The sequence below is a fragment of the Rhizobium sp. GR12 genome (assembly GCF_036596185.1).
Taxonomy (GTDB): domain Bacteria; phylum Pseudomonadota; class Alphaproteobacteria; order Rhizobiales; family Rhizobiaceae; genus Agrobacterium; species Agrobacterium nepotum.
Genome location: NZ_JASXTH010000004.1, coordinates 66,502 through 83,835 on the forward strand (window position 1 = coordinate 66,502; position 17,334 = coordinate 83,835).

The 17,334-nt window shown below is 59.7% G+C and carries 13 protein-coding genes; 7 read left to right on the top strand and 6 right to left on the bottom strand.

What is annotated here, in order from left to right; all coding sequences use genetic code 11:
• Positions 1-62: 62 nt before the first annotated feature.
• Complete coding sequence (locus tag QSK43_RS08180; RefSeq protein WP_332303031.1) at positions 63-3,221, bottom strand: efflux RND transporter permease subunit; 3,159 nt, start codon at positions 3,219-3,221, stop codon at positions 63-65.
• A gap of 1 nt (position 3,222) precedes the next feature.
• Positions 3,223-4,380 (bottom strand): efflux RND transporter periplasmic adaptor subunit, encoded by a 1,158-nt coding sequence (locus QSK43_RS08185; RefSeq protein ID WP_332303032.1) that lies wholly within the window; start codon positions 4,378-4,380, stop codon positions 3,223-3,225.
• A 173-nt stretch (positions 4,381-4,553) separates the two neighbouring features.
• Between QSK43_RS08185 and QSK43_RS08190 the strand changes: the two genes are divergently transcribed.
• The 3 genes from QSK43_RS08190 to QSK43_RS08200 all read left to right on the top strand — a co-directional run bounded on the left by QSK43_RS08190 (position 4,554) and on the right by QSK43_RS08200 (position 7,545).
• Complete coding sequence (locus tag QSK43_RS08190) at positions 4,554-5,225, top strand: response regulator transcription factor (protein ID WP_332303033.1); 672 nt, start codon at positions 4,554-4,556, stop codon at positions 5,223-5,225.
• Positions 5,225-6,559: a sensor histidine kinase gene (locus tag QSK43_RS08195; protein WP_332303034.1), complete on the top strand. Its 1,335-nt coding sequence runs from the start codon at positions 5,225-5,227 to the stop codon at positions 6,557-6,559. Before QSK43_RS08190 ends, QSK43_RS08195 begins: the two co-directional genes overlap by 1 nt.
• Positions 6,560-6,759: 200 nt before the next feature.
• Positions 6,760-7,545, top strand: a complete 786-nt coding sequence (locus tag QSK43_RS08200) for a DUF3313 domain-containing protein (RefSeq protein ID WP_332303306.1) — start codon at positions 6,760-6,762, stop codon at positions 7,543-7,545.
• 41 nt (positions 7,546-7,586) lie between these two features.
• Here QSK43_RS08200 and QSK43_RS08205 read toward each other — a convergent pair whose 3' ends face one another.
• Entirely contained in the window at positions 7,587-8,495 is a 909-nt protein-coding gene (locus QSK43_RS08205) for a hydrogen peroxide-inducible genes activator (RefSeq protein ID WP_332303035.1), read from the bottom strand.
• 219 nt (positions 8,496-8,714) lie between these two features.
• Here QSK43_RS08205 and katG point away from each other — a divergent pair, with 219 nt between their 5' ends.
• Complete coding sequence (gene katG, locus QSK43_RS08210; protein ID WP_332303036.1) at positions 8,715-10,886, top strand: catalase/peroxidase HPI; 2,172 nt, start codon at positions 8,715-8,717, stop codon at positions 10,884-10,886.
• 529 nt (positions 10,887-11,415) lie between these two features.
• Here the strand turns inward: katG and QSK43_RS08215 are convergent.
• A complete protein-coding gene (locus tag QSK43_RS08215; RefSeq protein WP_442967799.1) occupies positions 11,416-11,685 on the bottom strand; it encodes a helix-turn-helix domain-containing protein in 270 nt (89 codons plus the stop codon).
• Between the two features lie 120 nt (positions 11,686-11,805).
• Between QSK43_RS08215 and QSK43_RS08220 the strand changes: the two genes are divergently transcribed.
• Together QSK43_RS08220 and QSK43_RS08225 are read left to right on the top strand one after the other, a co-directional pair.
• The gene (locus QSK43_RS08220) at positions 11,806-12,492 is read left to right on the top strand and encodes a hypothetical protein (RefSeq protein ID WP_332303037.1); all 687 of its coding nucleotides are present in this window, start codon (positions 11,806-11,808) and stop codon (positions 12,490-12,492) included.
• Positions 12,473-13,384: a HEPN domain-containing protein gene (locus QSK43_RS08225; RefSeq protein WP_332303038.1), complete on the top strand. Its 912-nt coding sequence runs from the start codon at positions 12,473-12,475 to the stop codon at positions 13,382-13,384. Before QSK43_RS08220 ends, QSK43_RS08225 begins: the two co-directional genes overlap by 20 nt.
• A gap of 140 nt (positions 13,385-13,524) precedes the next feature.
• Here the strand turns inward: QSK43_RS08225 and QSK43_RS08230 are convergent, their stop codons facing one another.
• The gene (locus QSK43_RS08230; RefSeq protein ID WP_332303039.1) at positions 13,525-13,701 is read right to left on the bottom strand and encodes a hypothetical protein; all 177 of its coding nucleotides are present in this window, start codon (positions 13,699-13,701) and stop codon (positions 13,525-13,527) included.
• 252 nt (positions 13,702-13,953) lie between these two features.
• Here QSK43_RS08230 and QSK43_RS08235 point away from each other — a divergent pair, with 252 nt between their 5' ends.
• Positions 13,954-14,847 (top strand): helix-turn-helix domain-containing protein, encoded by an 894-nt coding sequence (locus QSK43_RS08235; RefSeq protein ID WP_332303308.1) that lies wholly within the window; start codon positions 13,954-13,956, stop codon positions 14,845-14,847.
• A 144-nt stretch (positions 14,848-14,991) separates the two neighbouring features.
• Here QSK43_RS08235 and QSK43_RS08240 read toward each other — a convergent pair whose 3' ends face one another.
• Positions 14,992-17,112 (bottom strand): TonB-dependent siderophore receptor, encoded by a 2,121-nt coding sequence (locus QSK43_RS08240; protein ID WP_332303040.1) that lies wholly within the window; start codon positions 17,110-17,112, stop codon positions 14,992-14,994.
• Positions 17,113-17,334: the final 222 nt, after the last annotated feature.

Below are 17,334 nucleotides of genomic sequence, written 5' to 3' on the forward strand. Positions count from 1 at the left end.
TGGCTGGACCGGCCGTCATACTTTTGCTGAGGTGATAAGGTCCGCCACGGCAGGAAAAGTCATCAGTGCGGAGCCTGGGAAGGTTGCGCCGGGCTGTCCGCCAGCCCCGCTTCATCTGCCTCGTCCGGTGCTTTCGGCAGGAAGCGGGCGAGGCGTCGGGTGATGCTGTCGATATAGGACAGGATCGTCGGCACGACGATCAGCGTGAGAAGGGTGGAGCTGATGAGGCCGCCGATCACCGCATGCGCCATCGGCGCGCGCTGCGCCCCGCCGCCGCCGACCGCCATGCCAAGCGGGATCATGCCGAAAATCATCGCAAGCGTCGTCATGATGATCGGCCTGAAGCGGATGATGCCGGCGTTTGCCAGCGCCTCGTTCAGCGGCAGTCCGCGCTTCCTTTCCCGATTGGCGAAATCGACCAGCAGGATGCCGTTCTTGGTGACGAGGCCCATCAGCATGATGAAGCCGATCAGTGAGAACATGTTGATCGTGCTGCCGGCCACTATCAGCCCGATAAGGACGCCGACAAGCGACAGCGGCAGTGACGCCATGATGGCGAGCGGCTGCAGGAAGCTGCCGAATTGCGAGGCGAGCACGATGTAGATGAAGATGACCGCCATAACGAGCGCGGTGACCATGTGGCCGATGGTCTCCTGCATGGTTTCGGCATCGCCGCCGAAGCGGATGCGATAACCGTCCGGCAGGTCGCGGGCGTCGGTGAGGTTCTTCAACTCCTCCGTCACCTCGCCAAGCGACGGCCCGGCGATATTGGCCGAAACCAGCACCTCGCGGTGATTGTCGATGCGGCGGATTTCGGCGGGCGCTTTTACGGTGTCGATACCGGCGACCTGATCGAGACGCACCATGAAGGGCGCACCGTTCGATGCCGTGCGGCCGGTCGCGATCATCAATTCACTAAGCGCCGTCGTATCGGAACGCCGCTCACCGGGCAGGCGCACCACGATATCGTAGCTGTTGCCGCCTGCATCCGTCCATTTCGACACGTCTTCGCCGCCGACGAGGGGCTGGAGCGCCGCTGCCAGATCGGATCGGGCAATGCCGAGGTCGCTCGCCGCCTCGCGCTTCAGGCGGATCGAAAGGACCGAGGTCAGGTCCCCGGCGCTCGACGTCACGTCCACGAGGCCGGGGATCTTTTTCATCTCCTCCACGAGACTGGCGGCGGTTTTTTCGAGAATCGCGCGGTCGTCACCAAGGATACTGAGCTGCACCGGGCTTTCGTCACCGCCAAAACCGCTCTGCAGGATCGCGATCTCTATGCCGGGTATGGCGGACAGGCGCTTGCGGATCGGATCGGCCAGCGTGACCGGGGTCCGGGTCCGGGCCGAAAGCGGCACCAGCCCTACGAGAACGGCGGCACGGTGTTTGCCGACGGTGGCTCCGGTGTTGACGGTGGAATAAAGTGTTTCGACCTCAGGAAACTCCTTGAGCGCCTTTTCGACCTGCCGCACCTTGGCGGTGGTGTAATCCAGCGAGGAGCCGACCGGTGCCCTGACGTCGATCTGGAAGCGGCCTTCATCCGTATTCGGCACGAATTCCGCACCGACCAGCGGCACCATGAACAGGCTGCCGATAAAGATGCCTGATGTGACGAGCAGGGTGACAAGCCGGTGGCGCAATGTCCAACCGATCACATATCGGTACCTGTCGGCCAGCCATTCGAAGCCAAGGTCGAAACGCGCGATCAGCCGACCGATCGGCCCGCGCCTGATATCGGGTTGCGCATCCGGATCGAACCAGACGCTCGACAGCATCGGATCGAGCGTGAAGGCGACGAAGAGCGAGATCAGCACGGCGGCGGAAACGGTGACGCCGAACTCGTAGAAAAACCGGCCGACGATGCCATCCATGAAGGCTACCGGCAGAAAGACCGCGACGATCGTCGCCGTCGTGGCGATCACCGCAAGCCCGATTTCGTTCGTGCCGTCGAGTGCGGCGCGGATGTGGGATTTTCCCATGTGCAGGTGGCGGGTGATGTTTTCGCGCACGACGATGGCGTCGTCCACCAGAATGCCGATGGAGAGCGTCAGCGCCAGCAGGCTGAGCGTATTGAGCGTGAAGCCGAGAACATCGATGACCGCGAGCGTGCCGATGATCGCGATCGGCAATGTCAGCCCGGTGATGACCGTGCTGCGCCAGGAATTGAGAAACAGGAAAACGATGGCAACGGCGAGCGCCGCCCCCTCGATCAGCGTCGTCTGCACCTGGGTGACGGATTCCAGGATGGGTATGGACGTGTCCGTAATGATGCGCAATTGCACGTTTTGCGGGGCAAGTTCGGCATTGAGAAGCGTCAGATGTTTCCTCACATCCGCCACGACCTGAACCGTGTTGGCGTCCTGAACCTTGACGATGTCGATTGCCAACGCGGCCTGGCCATTATAGAGGGCGCGGGTTTCGGGATCGGCGGCCCCTTCGGAAAGCGTGGCGACGTCGCGAAGATAGATGGCAGCACCACCGCGTCTTGCGACGACGATCTCCAGCAGGGCCTTTGGCTCGTCGATAAGACCCTGCACCTGGATCGTGCGTTCGGAGACGGCGTCGATGAGGCTTCCGGCCGGGCTGTTGCTGTTGCCGGAGCGCAGCGCGTTCACCACCTCGTTGATGCCAACCTCGAGCGCGCGCATCCGCACATCGTCGATCGTGATATCGATCTGCCGCTTGCGGGCGCCCACCAGCGTTGCCTGGCCGACGCCCGTAACGGTCGTCAGTTGCCGCAGTACCCGTTGGTCGGCAAGGGTGGTGAGTGCGGGCACGTCGAGCGAGGTCGAACTGATCGCCACCGACAGGATCGGTTCGGCGGCGGGATCGAACCGGGAAATGGCCGGCTTCCTGGCGTCGTCTGGAAAATTGGCCTCGATGGCGGCGATCTTGTCCCGCACGTCCTGTGCCGCAGTCGCGCCCTGAACCTCGAGCTTGAATTTCGCGATGACGACGGAGCGCGCCCCGTAGGAGGTCGATGTGATCTCGTCGAGACCGCCAATCGCGTTCAGCGCATCCTCGACCGGGCGCGTCAATTCCGTCTCCACCGTTTCCGGCGTCGCACCGGGATAGGCGGTGACCACCACCACGACCGGAATGTCGACATTGGGGTAGAGGTCCAGCCCCAGCCGCTGCAACGAGAAAAGACCCATCACCAGAAGCGCCACCATCATCATGGTGGCGAAAACGGGGTGGGTGACGGATATGCGGGTCAGAAACATCTCAGCCTGCCTTGTCGACGGTCACGGCCATATCGGGCTGCAATTCGGGGAGCGGGGCGGTCAGGATCGTCTCGCCATCCGCAAGACCCGCACCGATCTCAATCAGGTTGCCGCCGTTCCAGCGCGGTCCCACCGCCACCGCCTGGCGGCGGAGATGGCCGTTCAGCACCTTGAGGACATGATATCCGTTCTCGTCCTTCCGGAGTGCGATGGCGGGAACGACAAGCGCATCGTTTTTTTCACGAACAAGGATAGAGCCGCTGGCGAACATTCCACCCCACAGCCGGCCGTTGTTATTGGCAAGCCGCAGATAGACGGCGACGAAGCGCGTGCCGTCCTCGGCAACCGGGCTGATGCGGTCGACGGTGCTTCTGACGATCTGGCCGCCCATGCCGTCAATCTCCAGTTCCGCCGTCTGGCCGAGGGCAACACGCGGAATATCGCGGGTGGCCACGAGAACCTTCGCCTCCAGTACACCTGTATCGACGAGGGTGAGAAGTTCGCCATCAGCACTGACGCGCGAACCCGCCTCGGCCTGTCGGCGGGTGATTGTGCCAGTAAAAGGCGCGCGGATTTCGGCGTTGCGAAGCGCAAGGTGGGCGATATCCGCCTGCGCCGAAAGGCTCTGGAGCCTCGCCGTCTTCACCACGACATCGCTTTTGGCTTTGTCGAACTGCTCTGCCGATGCGATGTTCTTCGAGGCAAGTTGTTCGGTTCGGGCGAGAGCCTGCGTTGCCAGCGCCAGTTCGGCCTCGGCCGCATCCCGGTCGCTCTTCCGTTGCAGCAGCGACGATTGCAGTTCTTCGGTTTCGAAACGCACGAGCATATCGCCCGCCCGCACGGCCTGTCCTTCCCTGACATTCATCTCGAGAATTTTTCCGGCCTCGCGGGCACGGATCACGACACGGCTGATCGGCTGAAGCTCGCCGCCAATGCTGAGCCGCTCCACCATCGCTGTCGGTTTGAGCCGTATCATCTCGGCCTGTGTCAGCTCAAGCGGCCTGCTTGTTCCAATCGTCGGGACCGAGGCCACGACATCCTTCACACGCTCGTTCGCATCGACAGTTCCCCCGGCTGGGTCGAAATAGATGAATGCCAGCGTGCAGCCTCCAGCAAGAAGACCAGCTTTTAGCAAACCCGTCGCGCATTTGAACGCCATAGCCTCTATCCTTTTGAGCGGATGCGAGGATGAGTGCTCGCGGCGATCTCATCTCTCAGGCTGTTTGTTTAGGCGTCGACAATTGCAACAGCATTACCTGGTTGCGGCCCGGTTCCGTAATCCTGCCGCAACGTTGATGCTAAAGAAGCAGGAAATAAATGACGGTGAGCGGCATGAGACTTCTACTGGTCGAGGATGAAAAAGAGCTGGGTGCCGCACTGGGTGTCACGCTCGGCAAGCAGGGGATCGTTATCGATCATGCGATGCTGCTGGCAGACGCCTACGAACTTACGCTTCAGAACACGTATGACGCCGTCCTTCTCGATCGCCGCTTGCCTGACGGGGAGGGACTGACATTTATCCCCACGCTCAGGCGCTCCGGCGTCCTGACGCCCGTGATCGTGCTGACGGCGCGAAACGAACCCAGGGAGCGGATTGAAGGCCTTGACGGCGGTGCGGACGATTATCTCGGAAAGCCGTTTCTGGTGGAGGAATTACTGGCGCGGTTACGCGCGGTCCTGCGCCGTCCCGCCGCCATCGTTGAGAAGAACATATGTGTCGGAGGGATCGTCATCGATCCGCTCCACATGAGTGTTACCATTGGCGCCGCCGCCCTCGATCTGCCACGCCGTGAATTGGTCGTTCTCATCGCGCTGGCCAAGCGTAAAGAGAGAACGGTGCTTCGTTCCACACTTGAGGCGGCGGTTTACAACTACGAGGAAGAAATTCAGTCCAATGCGCTCGATGCGCATATTTCCAGACTGCGCAAGCGCCTGACCGAAGCGTCTGCCGGGGTGTCGATCTACAACGTCCGTGGTGTCGGATATCTCCTGAGGGAAGGTTGATGGTCACGGCGACACAATCCAATCCATCGCTCCGTTTCAGATTGAGCTGGCAACTCAGCGCCGTATTTCTCGGGGTGGTCGCCACGGTCATTGTCGGCCTTTGCGTCTACGGCGTGATGATCCTGTCACCGAATGCCGGTTTGCAGACGAAATTGACGGCTGCGCTCGATGAAGCTCTACGAAAAGACGAGGGCGGCAGGTCTGTCATATCCGAGGGCCCGTTGCTTAGGGCTTTCAAGGCGCAGAACGACAAGCTCTGGTTCGTCGTAACGGCGGATGGCCAGACGCTTTCCTATGGCGAGGTGCCTGCGCGTTTTCGCAATCTTTCGCCTTTTGTCCATCTGATCAAGGAGGCCGATATACGCGAGGCGGTGCAGGATGTTGAAACCGCCTCGATCGACAGCATTACGACCTCGGTCGGCGACGTCAGGGTGATGTATGGCGGCAATGGCAGCCGCACCGCAACCTTCCTTACACTGTTGATGGGCACCTACCCCATTTATGTTCCCCTGTTGCTGATCGCCCTGCCGGCGGTTTTCCTGACCGTGCCGCGCATAGTTCGCGGCGCACTCACCGGTCTCGACGCCGTGGTGCGCAGGGCGCCGGAGATCGATCCACGCCATGCGGGTTCCCGCCTTCCGGTCGAGAATGTGCCCAGGGAAGTTCTACCGTTGATCGTTTCTTTCAACAGCATCCTTACGCGCCTCGAGGATCAATTCCAGGCGAGGCAACGGTTCCTCATCGATGCCGCTCACGAGCTACGGACGCCGATCACCATCCTGCAAACCCGCATCGAAGGCATGGACGAGGGGGATGAGCAGCGCAAGCTTCTCAGCGATGTGGCACGCCTGGCCGAGGCCGCCGAACAGCTTCTCGCCTTCGAGCGCAACGAGCAGGCCGCGGACCTGTGGGAACCTCTGGACATTGTCGATATCGCGCGGTCGGTCGTGGCGGATCTGGCTCCTGTCGCTGTTGCCGCCGGCTACGATATCTCCTTCGAGAGCGATGTCGAGACCTTGAGAGGCCATGGCGAACCAACCGCTCTTTCTCGCGCGATTGCCAATCTCGTACGCAATGCAATCGATCACGCCGGCAACAGAGGCGCAATCTCGGTCAGCGTATCGGCGGACGGGCGGATCGCCGTTGCCGATGAAGGTCCGGGAATCCCGGCCGATCAGCAGGAACTCGTCTTTGAACCTTTTTACCGTGTGACACCAAGCAGCAAGGGTGCCGGTCTGGGTCTGGCGCTGGTCAGGCAAATCGCCGCCAATCATGGCGGCAAGGTCACTCTGGACAGCACTTCGTCGGGCACGACATTCGAAATCCATCTATGATCCGGGCGCGTTTCGCCAACATCCGCCGAAAGGCTTTCCTGTAATACTGCCGCAATTCTCCCTGCTCATCCTGGCCCAACGACATCAACAAAGGAGCCGGCATCGTGGGCCTTCGACATTATCGGGACGTTTTGTTTTTGAGGATCGACACCGCAAATATTCATAGATCGGGTTTCGCTGCACTTGTCCTGCCTCTGGCAATGCAGCTGTCCGGCTGTACCTCCGTTCCCCTGCAAGAGGGAGGGACGCTGACATCCTACGATCAGCTCAGCCCGGCCAAGGGAAAATACACCAGGTCACGGACTTTCGTGGATGCGCAAGGGCTTGCAGGTGTCAAAACCATATCGATCCTGCCAACGACCTTCTCGTTTGGAGCGTCATCGCGCATCAGCAATCAGCAAGACAGGGCGCTCGTCACCAACGCGCTTGATCGCGCCGTCTGTGTTTCACTGAGCGACAAATACCGGATCGTGCCGATCGGGTCTCCGGCCGATCTGACTGTCAGGACCGTGGTAACCGACATCGTTGCGACAGACAAAACGATAGCGGGGGTTTCGACGGCGGTATCGCTTGGCAGCAGCTTTGTGCTGCCCGTGGGAATTCCGCGCCTGCCGGCGGGCCTCGGCGGCCTTGCCGTGGAGGCCGAGGCGGTCGATGCCGGAGGAACACAGAGAGCGGCGATCGTCTGGTCGAAGGGGGCGAATTCGATTACCAACAAGCCGCGGGTTTCGGAAGTCGGCGATGCCTACAGCCTTGCCGGCAATTTCGGAAAATACTTCTCCCGCATGATTGCCGCCGGCAAGGTACCTGACGGGCTCGACATTTCGTTACCCTCGGGGCAACGCATCAATTCCGCGCTCGGCGGAAAGCCGAAATATATGGCGTGCGATGCTTTTGGCCGTTCACCCGGTCTGGCCGGCATGGTGGCGGATAAATTCGGCGCGCCGCCGCAATGGACGGACAAACAACCGAAATCGTTGCCTTAATAGAACTGGATGGCGCGGCGGGGGGGGGCCTCCGCTCGCCTTCATGCCGCGATGCCGAGTTTTTGCAGGCCGCATTCGCGGACGATCTCGGCAATATGGGCGAATTGCGCCGAAAGCGGATTCGTCTTGCGCCACACCATGCCGATTGTGCGGGACGGCCGTGGTTCCGCCAGCCGAAACACCGAGACGGTGGATTGCCGTGTTTCCATATCGACGGCCATCTGCGGAATGAGCGTGACGCCGATGCCGGCGCCGACCATCTGCACCAGCGTCGAGAGCGAACTGCCCTCCATCAGCACGCGCGGCGGCGCGTTCGTCGTGCTGCAAAAGGAGAGCGCCTGATTGCGGAAGCAATGGCCTTCCTCAAGCAGCAGCAGGCGCATTTCCCCGAGCTTGTCGGCGCTTGGCACCGGCATTCCTGCATCCTCCATCGGTCGGACCAGAATGAATTCCTCCGAAAACAGCGGCACCTCTTCCAGCGACGGTTCCGACACGGGCAAGGCGACGATCGCCATATCCAGCCTCGCTTCCAGAAGGTCTTCGATGAGTTTCTGCGTCACCGCCTCGCGCGGGCGCGTTTCCAGTCCGGGATAGTGCCGGGTGAGCGTCTTTATGACCTGCGGTAAAAGATAGGGTGCCACGGTCGGAATGACGCCAATGCGCAGGCGGCCGCTGAGCGGACCATGCCTTGCCCGCGCCAGATCCTGCAACTCATCCACGGAGCGCAGGATCAGGCGGGTGCGTTCGGCAAATTCATCGCCGAGCGCAGTCAGCCGGATGCGGCGGCTGCCCCGTTCGACAAGCGGCGCGCCGATAAGCTCTTCCAGTTCCCTGATCTGCAGCGAAAGCGCCGGTTGGGAAATGGCGCAGGCCTCCGCCGCCCGCCCGAAATGGCCGATCTTGGCCAGAGCGTCGAAATAACGGAGGTGTTTCATGGAGAGCGCAATCATAAGCTCAGCATATCGCAGCCTTTAGAATATACAATTGGAAATTATGGAACCCGACTGTTAGTCATCTTCATGACAGGAAGAAGATGTAGATGTGAAAGATCATCAACCTCGCTGCATGGTTCTTGCGTTGCGATGACCCTGCTGTGAGCTCCGGTTTCAACATGCTGCACATGTCGAATTGATTATTTTGTTTAATTGCCAAACCCATCGGAGGGCGAAATGGACGCAACTTCAAAACCGGCCGGCAAGTGTCCCGTAATGCATGGAGGCAATACAGCCTCCGGAAAATCGGTGACTGAGTGGTGGCCGAACGCGCTGAACCTCGATATCCTGCATCAGCACGACACCAAGACCAATCCGCTCGGCACCTCCTTCAACTACCGCGAAGCGCTGAAGACGCTCGACGTCGAAGCCCTCAAAGCCGATCTACGCGCTTTGATGACGGAAAGCCAGGACTGGTGGCCGGCCGACTGGGGCAGCTATGTCGGCATGATGGCGCGCGTTACCTGGCACGCGGCGGGTTCTTACCGTGTAACCGATGGCCGTGGCGGCGCCAACACCGGCAACCAGCGCTTTGCACCGCTTAATTCCTGGCCTGATAATGTGAACACCGACAAGGGCCGCCGCCTGCTGTGGCCGATCAAGAAGAAATACGGCAACAAGATTTCGTGGGCCGATCTCATCGCTCTGGCCGGCACGATCGCCTATGACGTCGCCGGTCTGAAGACCTTCGGCTTCGCCTTCGGCCGCGAGGATATCTGGGCTCCCGAAAAGGACACCTATTGGGGTGACGAAAAGGAATGGCTTGCGCCGAGCGATGGCCGTTACGGCGACGTGACCAAGCCCTGGACGCTGGAAAACCCGCTTGCCGCCGTGCAGATGGGTCTCATCTACGTCAACCCTGAAGGCGTCAACGGTAAATCCGATCCTTTGGCGACGGCGGCGCAGATGCGTGAGACCTTCGCCCGCATGGGCATGGATGACGAGGAAACCGTGGCGCTGACCGCCGGCGGCCACACCATCGGCAAATCGCACGGCAATGGCAGCGCCGCCAACCTCAGCCCTGACCCGGAAGCCGCAGGCCCCGAATATCAGGGCCTCGGCTGGATCAATACCAAGGGCCGCGGCATCGGCCGCGACACTGTGGTGTCGGGTATCGAAGGCGCGTGGACGAGCGAGCCCACCAAGTGGGACAACGGCTTCTTCGACATGCTGTTCAAGCACGAGTGGACATTGACGCACAGCCCCGCCGGTGCATCGCAATGGGCGCCGATCACCATCGCCGAGGAAGACAAGCCTGTTGACGTCGAGGATCCCTCGATCCGCACCATCCCGATGATGACCGATGCCGACATGGCCCTGAAGGTCGATCCGATCTACCGCGAGATTTCGCTGAAGTTCAAGAACGATCAGGACCACTTCTCCGACGTTTTCGCTCGCGCCTGGTTCAAGCTGACCCACCGCGACATGGGCCCGAAGGCCCGTTACATCGGACCCGATGTTCCGGCTGAAGACCTGATCTGGCAGGATCCGATCCCGGCAGGCTCCACAAGCTACGATGTCGCTGCCGTCAAGGCGAAGATCGCGGCTTCCGGTCTGGCGGTTGCCGATCTGGTCTCCACGGCCTGGGACAGCGCGCGCACCTTCCGTGGTTCGGATAATCGCGGCGGCGCCAATGGCGCGCGTATCCGCCTTGCGCCGCAGAAAGACTGGGAAGGTAACGAGCCCGTCCGTCTCGCCCGCGTACTCTCGGTTCTGGAGCCTATCGCCCGCGAAACGGGCGCCAGCATCGCGGATGTGATCGTTCTCGCCGGTAATTACGGTGTGGAACAGGCGGCGAAAGCGGCTGGCTTCGACATTGCCGTTCCTTTCGCACCCGGCCGTGGTGACGCCTCCGCCGAACAGACGGATGCGGACAGCTTTGCGCCGCTCGAGCCGCTGGCGGATGGTTTCCGCAACTGGGTAAAGAAGGACTACGTCGTCAGCCCGGAGGAGCTCCTGCTGGACCGTGCACAGCTTATGGGCCTGACTGCGCCGGAGCTGACGGTTCTCGTTGGCGGCCTGCGTGTCATCGGCGCCAATTACGGCGGCGCGGCGCATGGCGTGTTCACGCAAAAGCCCGGCGCGCTGACAACCGACTTCTTCGCGACGCTGACGGATATGTCCTTCACCTGGGTCCCGACCGGCGGTAATCTCTACGAGATTCGCGATCGCAAGTCCGGTGCAACGCAGTACATGGCTACCCGCGTGGACCTCGTGATCGGCTCCAACTCGATCCTGCGTGCCTATGCGGAAGTTTACGCACAGGACGACAACAGAGAGAAATTCGTTCGCGACTTCATCGCCGCCTGGACGAAGGTGATGAACGCCGACCGTTTCGATCTTCTGTAACGGGAGAATCTACGACCTAAAGGCACCTTCCTTAGCGATAGGGGAGGTGCCTTTTTATGAGATCTTGTCGAGGGTGGTGCCACCCGGCACCCGCCTCGGGTCGAGCCCGAGCGATGCTGACAAACGGGATTTAGCTTGTCACCAGTTTTTCGGAGCGGCCGGTCCAATTGAGGACGGTTCCTGCTCGCCAGTAGGATGAGCGGTCGCTGCCGCATTTCGCCAGTACACCGATACAAAACGCTCCATGCCGAACCCGCTCTTCTTCAACCAGCGATGATGGCGTGCGAAGTCGAATTTCCATATGACATGGGCAACAGCTCTGCCCTTTGCTTCTGATTGTGCGCGAGCCACTCAATGCGGGGAATCATCTTTTGCGGAGGTGCTTGGCTGTCATCCTGAGGTGGCGCAGGGAGCAATGAAAAAGGAAAACCTCGCGCCCGTGATACAAATCGGAGGCCTCGCGACCGAAGAATCGGTGAATTGCGGTCTGCCACCCGCATGCCAGGTTTCGTCCAACCTCGCCTTGTCTTTACAGACGTGTGTTCCTTTTCGCCATTCGTACACCCGGACCGCCACCGTTCTCAGCGATAAATTCGAGACCCTCAGCTTCGAATGCGGCACGCAGGGCTGCAACTGTGGTGCTTTTTAAGTTCTCCCCACGTTCGAAACGGGCCACGGTGTCGGGCGAAACATTCGCATTTCGAGCGAGATCCCGGGTTCCCCAACCTAGAGCAGCTCGTGCCATCCGGCACTGAATACTATCAATTTCGTTACGGTGATACGATTTCTCTTGATCCATGAGTCAGCCTGCATTATCGTATCTGTGGTACGATTTTGTATGTCTGAAAGAACGGCTGCCAAGGATGTCGCGACCATCGTTAGCAGCCTAACCACAATCAAGCTATACGGAGCTCAGATGATGGCTGATTCTGACAATAGCACGACTTTGTCCTCCGTCACCCACAGGACCATGCTTGCGGGGATGGCTGTCATAGTAGAAGCATGGAGCTCCAGTGCCTTCGCTGGTAAAAAAATAAGCGGGGAAGCGTTCTCTGACCCGGCCGTGATACTTTGGCAACGATGGCAGGATGCTCACTGCCAGACAGAGAACCTTCGCCGCCAGCAGCAGGAGCTCGAACGGAAACTCGCAAAAACGGTGGGCTTTCCTCGCGCATCGATCCGGCTGTCCGGCGGCAAGTGCGTAACTGCCCATTCTCCAGAGGCCATCCATGAGGTGTATCGTCTTGCGCCCGAGGAAGCAGTGGCCTGCGCCAAGGCCGAAGAAGAATTTGCGGTTCACAAGTCACGATGGGAGACGGCTGACCAGGAAATCGGATATTCCGCCGCTGTGCGGGCGGAGCGGGAAGCTGGTGACCGGGCCGGACACCTGCTCGACGCCATGGCTGCCACATCCGCTACGACACTTGTGGGCGTAGCGGCCAAGCTGGACGCCCTGCTGCGTGAAATGCACGAATGGAGAGGCCCCGTGAACCACCCGCTCGGGCGTCGCTGGAATCAGTGGAAAAGCACCGACCTGAGGGGGAGGCGACAACGCCTTTTACCATGCGCCTGCACTGGAGATTGCCGTGTATGCGACGCTCCCTGAACGCTTGGGCTACCTTCCCGAAAACAGGGAGCGTGAACTGGTGCGGGTCGCACGAATCCTCTTTGATGAGTTCGACGAGGCGCAAAAGGGCAAGCTATCGGATAAGAGGAAGAGGGGCCGCATCCTCAAATTGGTGCTCTTTGGCCCCTATGTCCGGGGCGACCTGCTCGGAGTCTGCGAAGAAGGTTGTGGCTGCGAATATAACCTTCTTGTGGTCGTCGGTACCAATACCTTTACGGACCCCAGTTATTGGTTACGGGCGGAGGATCGCCTCCTGCGCGAATTGACGGTTACCCGACATCTGACGACGCCTGTCAACTTCATCGTTCATTCGATCATGGACCTCAACAACCATCTCGCGTGGGGCCGACCTTTCTTCACAGATATCGCCCGCGACGGCGTCATGCTCTACGAGGCGCCAGGCTTTCCTCTTATCGAGCCAAGGCAGCTTGACCCGGAGCTCGCCCGGGCTGAGGCGTGCAGGCACTTCTGTTACTGGTTCAAAAGCGCCACCCGTCGCTTTGAATTGGCAAAGGAGGCCATCGGGCGCGGCTATGGCATGGAAGCGGCCTTTGACCTGCATCAGACCGTCGAACGGCTTTATCATTGCATCCTGCAAGTTTTGACCCTTTATCGCCTTAAATCCCATCGGCTGACCATTTTACGTGCTCACGCGGAACGGGTCGCGCCTACGTTGATTGCGATCTGGTCCCATGACAGCCGTTTCACCAAGCAGTGCTTCGCACGTCTGGATGCGGCCTATGTTAAGGCTCGCTACTCCCACCATTACAGAATCGCCGACGAAGAACTGTTGTGGCTGGTCGAGCGTGTGGAGGTACTACAGGACACCGTCGCTGCAATCTGCGCTGCACGGCTCGATAGGCGGGCGTGAACATACAGATCAAGGCTCGCCACATTCACGGGAAAGACCTGAGCGGTAATCGTAGTAAGGTTTGGGCGCGACCAGCGTCCTTCCCTGGCACGACCGACGGCCCTCCCGCAGAAGTGAAGATCGAACATACCTCCGCTGTCTCAGCGACGGTCCGAGGAGGGAACCGGTCGGGTAGGAGAGGGTTTTTCGACACCTCCCGGTGGCGTCTTGCCACCTTTTTCATTTTCATGTGCATCCGGCCCTGCGACGATCACGCCGCGACCCTGCTCTTCGCGCTTCTTTTCGGCGAAATCGCCTGGTTCCCTTTTGTCATTCATAGTGATTTTCCTTCGTGATTCCATTCGTCCGAAGATCAACGGATGGACGGGGCGGAGGTTCCAGGGTTGCCGTTGTTGCAAGATCGCTCGCTGCTGCGGCAATGTTTTGCATTACAACCATCTTTGCTATTAACATGAATTCATAAGTCATGTTATTGGGGCTTCACATGATGGAGTTTGCGGCAGTCGTTATCATGGCGCGCATGTCTTCCATGGCTTCAACCTCGGCCCGACAACCGGATGGTACCCGCATTGAGTTTCTGGCATTCCATGACCTGGCACACGGAAGGGATCAGTGTCACTGCGCCGGTGAAATGGCGTCAGTTTGACGGGCTGGTCAGCGCTTTCTGGGAGGCCGAGAGCCAGATGGGGGCCAAAGGTTATTATCTGGCCGCCGATCCCCGTATCATGATATTTTTCAACGACGTCTCGTCGCGCATCAGGATTTCCAATCGCGACGGTGAATTCGCGCAGCATTCCCGTCCCATGACCCGGGCGGTTTATGTGCCGGCCGGTGTTCCGATGTGGACGAGTAGCAACGCCGCACACCGGTTTTCACATCTCAACCTGCATATTCACAAAGACCGGCTGCTGCGCTTCCTGTCGCCGTCGGTCGGCGGTTCAGCGGCGATGACGGCCTTGCGCCGTCCGGTCGAGATACAGGACATCGGTGCGGTCGAAACTCTGGCGGGGCTGCTTGTTGATGAACTGGCCGAGCCTTCGAAGCACGCGGTCTATGCGGAAAGCCTTGTCGGCAGCATCGTCGCGGGTCTTCTGGATATTCCCGGACCTTCGCCGGAGCAGGCGAATTGCAGGCTGACGCAGGCGCAGATGAACAAGCTGCTCGCCCGTGTCGAAAAGCGCGGCGACGACCGAATGACGGTTGCTGAAATGGCTGACATCGTCGGGCTTTCGGAAAGCTGGTTCGCAACCGTGTTCCGCCATACGACGGGCAAGACGCCGCTGCAATGGCAACTGGAGCGCCGGATCAATCTCGCCCAGAAACTGTTGCTGGGTGGCGATCTCACCGTGGCCGATATCGCCGCCCAGCTCGGGTTTTCAGATCAGGCCCATTTGACCAAAGCCTTCCGCCAGTCGGTGGGCAACACGCCGGCCGCCTGGCGGCGCATGCACAGGCTGCTTTGAGCCTGGCTGAGACCGGTACCCTGATGCGCGGGGTTTGGTGAAGCGTACAACCCACCTGTTGTCATCCTCGGGTCAACCCCGAGGATGAGGCGAAGCATTCGGAAAACTATGCAATAATCTGAAAATCATTGCTAATCCTTACCGTTACCATGTCTTGCGCAGCGTAGCCGAAAACGCCCGGCCGGGATTGTAGAAGTCTGCGCCAAAACCGCCGTAGGAGACATGCTTTTCGTTGAAGAGGTTGGAGACATTTACCTCAAGCGACGTGGTTTCCTGGATCTTGTAGCTGAACGCCGCATCCATGGTCACGCTGCTTCCGGTCGAGACCTTGTTGGCGTTGTCGAAATAATAGGAGCCGGTGAAGCGGCCGCCGAGCCCAAAGGTCATGTCGCCGCGATGGTCGGTGCCGGCAAGCGTATAGTTCACCCAAAGCGAAGCCTGATGTTCCGGCACGAATTGCGGGCGGTTGCCGACATTGCCGCCGGTGCCGTTTTCGGTGATTTCCGCATTGAGATAGGAATAGGCCGCCGTCAGGCTCAGATTGTCAGTCACTTCCGCCTTGGCCTCAAGATCGAGACCGCGCACGCGCACCTCACCGATGGTTGTCGGCAGGCTGGTGATCGGGCTGGTGACGGTGATGTTGTTTTTCTTCAGGTCGTAGATCGATGCCGTGAACAGGGCAGGGAATGCATCCGGCCGGTACTTCACGCCAAGCTCGATCTGTTCGCCGCGTTCGGGCTCGACAGTCAGGCCCGAGGCCGGCACCACGGACTCGGCATAGCTGAGATAGGGCGCGATTTCGTTGGTGATCTTGTAGGACACGCCGATGCGCTTGGTCAGTTCGCTGATGTCGCCGCTTGCGGTCGTGCCATTCAGCCGATTCGTCTGGTCGGTGTCGATCCAGTCATTGCGCAGGCCGGCGCTGACAGTGAGCTTGTCGAAGAAGGTCAGGTCCTGCTGAAGATAGATCGCCTTCGTTTTTTGATCCGTCAGCGAATTGGTGAAGAGCGGCACAGAAGCGGGTGCGCCGGTAAAGACCGGGTTCATCCAGTCGATGCTCGGTGCGGAACCGAAGTAGTTTTTGCTGCCGGACGAGTAGTCATTGTAAAAAACGCCAACGAGGCTGCGGCTTTCGACGCTTTCGAACGTCGTGTCATATTGCAGCCGCGTATCGATCAGGAAATTCTCGGTTTCGGTCTCGTTGCCGAAAAAGGCGCGGTTGGCGATAGTCGAGCCATTGGTCGGCGTAGACGAGATATAGGCGTAGCCGAAATCGGTGTTCGCCTTGCTGTAGCGTGCGTTCGAACTCAGCGTCAGGCCAGAGCCAAAATCATGGTCGAACATCACGCTCAGCGAATTGCGGTTGGTGCCGCGGTAGTTATAGTCCGGCTCGCCGAAGAAACGACTTCTGTCGAAATGCGAGCCGACGGGATGGCCGCCGCCGCCTGGAACGCCGTCCTTGTTGAGATGATCGTAAACGACGGTGAAGCTGGTGACATCGGTGGGTCGCCATGTCAGGCCGCCCATGAAGAATTTCTCATCATCGCGGGAATAGTCATATTCCGCATCGGCATTCCTGAGCTTGCCGGTCAGGCGGTATGACAGGGTGTCGTCGCTGGTGATGTTGTCACCGAAATCGAATCCGGTTTCGGCGCGGCTATAGGAACCACCGGTCACATAGGCCTCACCGAAGCGGCCGCGTTTCGGTACCTTGGTGGCGTAGTTCACCGAGCCGCCGGGGTCCGACACGCCGAAGGTGGTGGAATTGCCACCCTTCAGCACTTCCACGCGCTCATAGGCATAGGTTTCTTCGCGCAGCGCGCCGAAGGGGCGGCCGAGAGTCAGCCCGTCGCGATAGGTGTAGGCGTCGAAACCGCGAATCTTGAAATAGTCGAAACGGTCGTCCGAACCGTAGAAATCCGTGGACACGCCGGCCGTATATTGCAGCGCTTCCTCCACCGTCTGAACGCCACGCTGCTGCATTTCCTTGGCGGTGATGACGGAAACCGAAGCTGGCGTGTCGAGAATGTCGGTCGCCATCTTACTGCCGCTCGTGGTGCGGGTTGCGACGATCGACTTCTGGTCATTGTCGCCGCTGTCTATGGTAATCCGTTCCAGAACCGTGCCGCCGCTCGTGCCCGCCGCCTCCTGCGCCAGTGATCGGCCCGGCATCGTGGCCACAAGTGCGGTGCAGGCAAGAAGTGCCGCCTGTCCGTAGCGCAGCTGCGCGGCCCTGCGGTTTTCGCCTCTTATTTCGATTTCCATAGACAGGTTCCAGAAGTTGATGTCCCGATCGCCGCATTGACGGCTCACTCTCGAAAAGCCCAATAACTTGAGAAAGTTTGTCCGGTATTGTAACTTTTTGTGGTTTTGTACAAAACCCCGGAAATTTCACCGCTGTTCGCGTGGCATTTTCTTCTCGGGCTTGACTGGGGGATATGAAGCTGAGAGTTCAAGTCCACTTTTGATGTTTTTGAAAGCTTTGCC

Bases quoted from the DNA above. Each gene is read 5' to 3' on its own strand.
- QSK43_RS08185 (WP_332303032.1), bottom strand. From the start codon at position 4,380: ATGGCGTTCAAATGCGCGACGGGTTTGCTAAAAGCTGGTCTTCTTGCT.
- QSK43_RS08200 (WP_332303306.1), top strand. From the start codon at position 6,760: ATGCAGCTGTCCGGCTGTACCTCCGTTCCCCTGCAAGAGGGAGGGACG.
- QSK43_RS08220 (WP_332303037.1), top strand. From the start codon at position 11,806: ATGGCTGATTCTGACAATAGCACGACTTTGTCCTCCGTCACCCACAGG.
- QSK43_RS08205 (WP_332303035.1), bottom strand. From the start codon at position 8,495: ATGATTGCGCTCTCCATGAAACACCTCCGTTATTTCGACGCTCTGGCC.
- QSK43_RS08230 (WP_332303039.1), bottom strand. From the start codon at position 13,701: ATGAATGACAAAAGGGAACCAGGCGATTTCGCCGAAAAGAAGCGCGAA.
- QSK43_RS08240 (WP_332303040.1), bottom strand. From the start codon at position 17,112: ATGGAAATCGAAATAAGAGGCGAAAACCGCAGGGCCGCGCAGCTGCGC.
- QSK43_RS08180 (WP_332303031.1), bottom strand. From the start codon at position 3,221: ATGTTTCTGACCCGCATATCCGTCACCCACCCCGTTTTCGCCACCATG.
- katG (WP_332303036.1), top strand. From the start codon at position 8,715: ATGGACGCAACTTCAAAACCGGCCGGCAAGTGTCCCGTAATGCATGGA.
- QSK43_RS08195 (WP_332303034.1), top strand. From the start codon at position 5,225: ATGGTCACGGCGACACAATCCAATCCATCGCTCCGTTTCAGATTGAGC.
- QSK43_RS08190 (WP_332303033.1), top strand. From the start codon at position 4,554: ATGAGACTTCTACTGGTCGAGGATGAAAAAGAGCTGGGTGCCGCACTG.
- QSK43_RS08215 (WP_442967799.1), bottom strand. From the start codon at position 11,685: ATGGATCAAGAGAAATCGTATCACCGTAACGAAATTGATAGTATTCAG.